This is a genomic window from [Scytonema hofmanni] UTEX 2349 (genome assembly GCF_000582685.1).
Taxonomy (GTDB): Bacteria; Cyanobacteriota; Cyanobacteriia; order Cyanobacteriales; family Nostocaceae; genus Hassallia; species Hassallia hofmanni.
Genome location: NZ_KK073768.1, coordinates 1383566 through 1390764, shown reverse-complemented (window position 1 = coordinate 1390764; position 7199 = coordinate 1383566). Strand labels below are relative to the sequence as shown.

Genomic DNA, 7199 nt, shown 5'->3' with positions numbered 1-7199 from the left:
AATTTAATATGAAGACGCATAGAAAGAACCCCACCCTAACCCTCCCCGCAAGCGGGGAGGGAACCGGATTGTCCCCTTACGCCTCTTCTTACCCTTTCCCCTTTCCCCTTTCCCCCTTACCCCTCTTTTTCATATCTCGATGTCGAGGCGAATTTCTCGAATGTGATTTTTCAATTGCGCTTCAAAAATTGTCTGACTCATCAATGAGTAACCTGATTTATCTTGATTTTCAAAATTTTCCTCAATTAATCGTTCAGCTATATATTCCATCAAAACTGGGGTTTGGGCAAAGCTGGATGCTTGTCTTTCAATTAGCGATCGCCTTTGTAATAACTCTATAGCTTCTAATATTAATCGTTGCGAAACTCGTGGTATGATCTCTTTTTGCAACTTTCGCACTGAAACCAAATTGCGATTCAGTGCTAACCAGTGTATAATCTGCTTTTCCAAATTAGATAAGCGATAAAACTGCTCATCTAAAATTGCCCGAATGTCGCCAAAAACCACAGTACCTTGTTCTAAAAATTCATATATATTGCCAGCAAATAATTCTTGAATAGTCGTAGCAACTAATTTAATAAATAACGGATTACCTGCATACCACTCAATTAATATTCTGCATTCTTCTTCGGAAGAATCTGTAAACCCTTTTTCTTTGAGAAGTTCCCAACTTTCTGCATTATTTAATCCTGACAATTTCCAAGAGCGAACAGGTAATTTTTTTCCTTCCAAAGCGGCAATTTCTTGAGTTTTTTCTCTACTGGTTAGCACCAAGCAACTTTGATGTTGAGAGTCTCCTAATCTTCTGATTAATTCTCCATAATCTTCATAACCTTGACGATACCGAATTTGCTTCATCACATCTGGGTTGCTGACTGGCACAGAGAGCGGATATTCTCTGACCAAATCGGTATCGTTGCCATTGCTTAAAATTGAATCAACACAATCTAATACAATTAGACAGCGTGAAGAACGCAAACACTCAATTAGTTGGGAAATGTTGTTTTCGACACCTTCTGTACTTTGTATTTGCGCTTCGGGAGATAAAAGCGACAAGAGTTGATTTAAGATGACTTCTAAGGGTGGTGCGAGACTAAGCGATCGCCAAATTACAAATTCAAAATCTTCCTTAATTGCTTCTGCAAGCTTTACTGACAAAGCTGTTTTACCAATTCCACCCATACCTAAGAGTACCACTAACCGACAGCGCTCTTGGACAATCCATTCTTTCAGGGATGCGAGTTCGGTAGTGCGTCCGTAGAATTTACTCACATCAATCGCTTCACCCCAATCTTGTCTTTGGGCTGTTTTCATCGTACCAAAATCAGCTTGTTTTTTCTCGGTTGCGATTATTTGATTGTCAGTCACATCTATTTGAAACCAACCTTTTTTATAACCAGCTTTCTCTAGTAACTGAGTTACCCGACTCCAACTTTTGACCTTAATGCTGCTTCCCTCTTGGTTACTCAGCATATCTTCTATATATTTATATAGTCCATTAGAAAGATAAACTCTTACAGTACTACTACTGCGACTTTTATAAACTGCATTAGCAATTTCTGCCGGACTAAAACCACAAAGTAAACCTCTCAAAAATTTTTTTTCAACAGGTGTTAGAGCTTTTCCCTTTGCGGATGCTAAATCAACGTATAACTTTTCTAGCTCCCAATTATTTTTAGCCTCTATAAAATCCTCTTCTATTTTATTTGAATTAGCAGCCATTACGGTTATTTATTTAAAGTAGCGATCAGGAAATATATTAACGATTTTTATATAAAGTCGAAATAAACAAACAATAAATTTATAACGAATTTAATAACATTTGTTAGGTGACTTGCCAGTTGTTGCTTCGGTATGTTTAGGCTTAACGGAAATTTAATAAAGCTTCTTTGAAACTTTATTAAATTTGTGTCGTCAATATAAACGATCAAGACTCTTTTTCAACTGGGGCAGTTTTAACTTTATACAATACTGTGTTTCTACCTCACAGTATTAACATTCAAAAAACTTTGTCATAGCAAGCCCCACTCCAAATCTGAAAAAAAATCATGGTGTAAATTATGACTTATTTTGTGACATTGTGCAAAAAAGCTTTGCCAGCTTAACGGTTGAAGAAGAAAAACTACTGCATATCTTATTTGTGTGCACCCGAATAAATAAGTGTGGTCTATTGAGGTATCAACCATGACTCGAATTCGTGACGTTGTGCAGAAAGCGTTATCCACCGGCTATCTAACACTTGAAGCGGAAAATCAACTACGACATTTACTAAGAACTCGGTATGACTTAGAAGACTTTAAAGCCTTTATGAGCTTGCAAGAAGCGGCGATGATGGGCAAAGTTAGGCAGGAGTCTCGCGAAGAAAGGTGTGGCATTTAGCACATAAATACCACATCCCTACTCAAGAGGGCGATCGCTTATCGTTATCCTCAGAGTCTTCATCCTCAAAAAATCCCCAATCATCATCATCATTCTTCTGATTGGTAGTTGTCGGCGGTTGATAAGGCGGTATGATTACTCGGTAATCAGCATCGTAAACTGATTCAGTTTTTCCTACTCCAGAATTTTTTGGTTGCCGATAGCTGTAGGAATAAACTGAACCAGATTGAGAACTAGTTTTGGGTTGTTGTTGACGTTCGTAGCTTTGATCTCTATCCTGTATGTTTTCCGAATTAGGATTAGGGGCAACATTAGACTTCTCTTCAAAGTCCCAATCATCATCTGTAGTGTTGTTATTTGTGTCCCAATCATCCGCTTCATCGTCACTGCCTCTAGACTTTGTTGTACTAGCTGGGGGTGGAGGGTTGACAGGAGGACGGGAAAATGTTTCTTCTCTACGGGTTTGCTTATTCCCAGGTGAAGCGGCTGGTGATTTTAGTCGAGTTGGGCGTTGTTGTCGAGCTAAATAAGTGGAAAAATTAAATAAGCTGCTGATAAACACAGATGTAACAGCACCAGCAGTTGTACTAAATAAAATCCACATCGCCAATGGCAAAGGTTGAGTCCGTATCCCCAAAAATACTAACGGTAAAACAGGCGACCAATTTTGCGCTAACAAGAGCGTTAGTCCTCCCAGTACCGCCACTAATAAAATTAAGCGAATGATATCCATATAAAAAAGGGGTAAAGGTAATTTCAGAGAGGGGCAATGGGCATTGGGCAATGGGCATTGGGCAATGGGCAATGCGAATTAAAGAAGTTCAAGAAAGCGAGTGCGTGAATAAATACGATTCTTTCCATGCCCCATGCCCCATGCCCAATGCCCTATGCCCCATGCCCCATGCCCATTTTATTTTCTCCCTTGCCAGCGTTGAAGTGGGATGCAGTCAATATCCAATTGATCTAAAGTACGAGCAACAACAAAATCAACTAAATCTAAGATTGTTTGCGGATTGTGATACCAAGCAGGAATCGCGGGGACAATTCTTGCCCCAACTTCTGCCAAAGCAGTTAAATTACGCAGGTGAATCAGGCTAAAAGGAGTTTCACGAGGGACAAGAATCAGCTTTCGACCTTCTTTAAGCTGGACATCTGCTGCCCGTTCTAATAAGTCGGAACTCAAGCCGGCTGCTAGCTTGGCTACAGTGCTCATACTGCATGGAATGACAATCATCCCTAAGGTACGAAAGGAACCACTGGCAATATTGGCTCCAACATCACCCCAAGCATGGCAGTTTAGTTTGCCTGCTGCTTCAACTCCAGCTTGCTGTCGCCAAAATTGCTCTTGTTGAACGGGTTCTACTGGCATCCGAATATTCTGCTCTGATTGCCAAACCATGTAACTTGATTTGGAGGCAACTAGTTCAATTTCATAGTCGGCTGACAGCAGAAATTTAATCGCTCGAACGGCATAAATTAAACCTGATGCACCTGATATGCCTAAGATAATTGGTTGTTGTTTATTTGACACGCTGTTTTAGTACGGGTTAGGGGAGTGGGGAGTGCGGAGTTGGGGGATAGGGGGCGTAGGGCGGGGATGCCCTATGCCCTATGCCCTATGCCCCATGCCCAATGCCCAATGCCCCCTTATTCATCATCACCATATGGTTCTAGGTCTTGAGACTCCATTTCATTGGATGAGTACATATTTGATACTTCGCCATTGGAGCCGTTTATACCTCTACCTGAGGGGATACCATCGCTGCCTACGGTGACTAAATCAATTTGCTGGCGGTAGTAATCGACACTTTTAACTTGCACGGCTACGCGATCGCCTAATCTGTAAGAAGCCCGGTTTTTGCGACCAAATAACGCTTGTTGTCGAGCGCGGTACTCATACCAATCATCTTTAAGCGAGCTAACGTGTACGAGTCCTTCAACTCGTAAAGGCACTTTCACATTACCGCTTTCTTTGTCTTCGGTTGCTGGTACTTCAATTTCCACAAAGAAGCCGTAAGATTGAACACCAGTAATTACACCGCTGAAAACTTCGCCAATGCGCTGTTTCATCAAAGAGGCTCTTTGTAACCCGGCTAAATCGGCTTCGGCTTCTTGGACTTCTTTTTCTCTGTCGTTAATTTGGACGATTACCCTTGTCAATTCGCTTTGCAGTTCTTGTTGCAATTCTGGGGGTAAAACGTTCCAGTTAATTTCAGTGTGGCTTGCGGAGTGACACAAATTAACGCGCTCTTTCACGCGGGTATTGCGGCGATCGCGTCCATGTTCCAGTAGTGAATAATACACTCTTTGCATGAGTAAATCTGGATAACGCCGCAACGGTGCAGTACAGTGGGTATACTCACTTAGTGCCAAACCAAAGTGAGAGCCTTTATTTGTACTGTAAGAAGCTGGCTTGAGTGTATCTTGCAACAAATAAGTTAAAACTTGTTCTGATGGCGACTCGGCAAAAGCTCTGGTCAATTGTTGATAATCTAAAGGTTGGATATCTACTTCTGCTTCGAGTGACAGTTCCACGCCTAAATTAATCGCTAATTTTAGCATTTCCTGCACATCTTCCGAATCGGGTGCGCCTTGTATTCGCCAAATGGCAGGAATGCCTAAAGCGTTTAAATGATTTGCCATCAGTTGATTAACAAGTAGCACGAATTCTGTTAAGAGCGATCGCACAGGTAAATCATTGACTGCGGCACATCCTAAAATACCTTCATCGTTGTACGGATTTTGGTTAGGTGGCAGATTTAACTGCAAGCTACCGTGATTCAGCCGCACTTGTTTGACTGCTTGCTGCAAAGCTTCTACTTGGCGCAACATCTGGACTACTTCTTCTGAGTACTTGTTTTTAGCTTTCGTAGATTTACTTACTTCGCCAGTCAAAATTGCTTCTGCTTGTTGTTCGCTGATGTGTTCGTCTACTTTAATGATACCCTTTTGAATTTCCCAGTCTAGGACTTCTCTTGATTCGGAATCGAAGGTAATTAAAAAAGAGATGCTTAAGCGATCGCTTCCCACAACTAAAGAACAGCGTTCTGCCACAGCTGGCGGCAACATTGGCAACACGAGTTCACCGAGATATACCGACCTACCCCGCTTAATTGCTTCGCGATCGAGAGCTTCATCTGGTAAAACGTAGTGACAAACATCAGTAATGTGAAAGCCTAATCGCGAGTGTCCTTCTGGAGTTTTCTCGAAAGTCAAGGCATTTTCTATTACTTGGGAATCTTTTGTACTGCCAATAGTTAGGGTAAATAAATCACGATAATCCTGTCGATTTTTTAAATCAGCTTTGAGTAACTTTTTCGGTAACTTAGCGGCAGCATCGTTAACTGACTCCGGGAAAGTACGGGAAAGATCGTGCTTACAAGTTACCAAATCGATATCAGCAGCAGCTTCGGCATCGCTACCAAGAATTTGCACGACTCGACCGACAGGGGGATATTGCGCTAAAGGGTAACGCAAAACTTCGACATGAGCCAGATGGTCGATCGCTTCATCCAATTTCATCCCACTAGCTAGCAGTTTTAGTTCAAACAGCAAGCGATCGTCCAGGGGAACGGCACGAAAACCGCTTTCTACTTGCTTAATTCGCGCTAGTAAAGTGTGATTGGAGCGTTCGAGAATTAGCTTCACCTCTCCTTCGGGGGAACGGCGCCGACTACCTTCTTTGAGAACTCGGACTAAAACGCGATCGCCATTCCAAGCATTACTCAGATGACTTTCGCGAATGTAAATATCTTCTGCACCTTCGGTGTCCTGAATCGCGAAACAAAAGCCTTTACTAGAACAGCGCAGCTTTGCTTCGATGATTCCGTCTTCTGTCACGCGACGATACTTCCCGCGTTCTTTAACCAAAAGCCCGACTTTTTCCAGAATTTCTAAAGCAATTTGAAGTTTTTGTAAACTATCTTCATCTTCACAACCAAGTTTTTTTTCCAAAACTTTGCGAGCAACCAACTTATCATCGGTAAAATTGGCAAGTAATGTAGCGATTGAAAATTCCATGCAGTGAACCGACCTTTGGTCAAAACATCATTATTAGAAGACATTTACGTCGAGAGAGAAGCACTATGAGTCAGTACTCAACCGGAGGTTTAGCCCTACCTCCAACAGAGACAAAAAAGCGACCCTCACACTTCTCACGACACGATACTTTCAGAGTTCACTACGAAAAAGACCTTTCATCCAGCTAATCTTAACAAAGCACGCCTGATTTAAAATTCGCCCCACTAGGTAATGTTTGCGACGGGTTTTTGAGAGACTTTGTTTATAAAATTCACTCATTCCAGTCTAAAAGCGCTATGCAGGGAAAACAGCAGGTGTTTGATTGTCTAGATTTCAGGTACTTTTACGGCATTACACTCTGATGTTTAACTAGGAGAAACTGCCGGCAAACCCAATTGTCCCATATGTAGAATCGGTAACAACTAGGTTAGCAGCGAAACCGCTCAGTGAGGAAGAACCATTACTTCATTATTGTAGGTTTAGAGCGTACTTCTGTGAAAGTAGTTCTGCACATCGGATTGGGTAATTAGTATAGCATTGAAGATAAGACCACGTAGAGTTAGCCACAAGTAGCGAAAAAGTTGTTCCCAAACAGCTTTGCTACAATCGGTACAAGCGATCGAGATATATCAGGCTGTTTTAAAGAAAGGTAAAAGATTTTTTGAAGAGGGGTAAAGGGTAAAGGGCAAAGGGTAAAGGTGTAGAAATAAAGAGTTATTTAAATAAAGGAATCATATTTTCCTTCCCCTTTCCCCTTTCCCCTTTCCCCTTTCCCCTTCCCCCTTCCCCCTTCCCCCTTC

5 protein-coding genes are annotated in these 7199 nt (G+C 41.8%); 1 reads left to right on the top strand and 4 read right to left on the bottom strand.

Going from position 1 to position 7199, the window contains the following annotated elements; translation table 11 throughout:
- Positions 1-129: 129 nt before the first annotated feature.
- Positions 130-1722, bottom strand: a complete 1593-nt coding sequence (locus TOL9009_RS0111335) for an NB-ARC domain-containing protein (RefSeq protein WP_038296293.1) — start codon at positions 1720-1722, stop codon at positions 130-132.
- Positions 1723-2184: 462 nt separating this feature from the next.
- Between TOL9009_RS0111335 and TOL9009_RS0111330 the strand changes: the two genes are divergently transcribed.
- Positions 2185-2379 carry a hypothetical protein gene (locus TOL9009_RS0111330; protein WP_029632905.1) on the top strand — a complete coding sequence of 65 codons (195 nt, stop codon included), beginning with the start codon at positions 2185-2187 and terminating at the stop codon, positions 2377-2379.
- A gap of 22 nt (positions 2380-2401) precedes the next feature.
- Here TOL9009_RS0111330 and TOL9009_RS0111325 read toward each other — a convergent pair whose 3' ends face one another.
- The 3 genes from TOL9009_RS0111325 to TOL9009_RS0111315 form a co-directional block, all read right to left on the bottom strand.
- A complete protein-coding gene (locus TOL9009_RS0111325) occupies positions 2402-3112 on the bottom strand; it encodes a LapA family protein (RefSeq protein ID WP_029632904.1) in 711 nt (236 codons plus the stop codon).
- Positions 3113-3289: 177 nt separating this feature from the next.
- The gene (locus TOL9009_RS0111320) at positions 3290-3910 is read right to left on the bottom strand and encodes a flavin prenyltransferase UbiX (RefSeq protein ID WP_029632903.1); all 621 of its coding nucleotides are present in this window, start codon (positions 3908-3910) and stop codon (positions 3290-3292) included.
- 116 nt (positions 3911-4026) lie between these two features.
- Complete coding sequence (locus TOL9009_RS0111315) at positions 4027-6399, bottom strand: ribonuclease R family protein (RefSeq protein ID WP_029632902.1); 2373 nt, start codon at positions 6397-6399, stop codon at positions 4027-4029.
- Positions 6400-7199 lie beyond the last annotated feature (800 nt).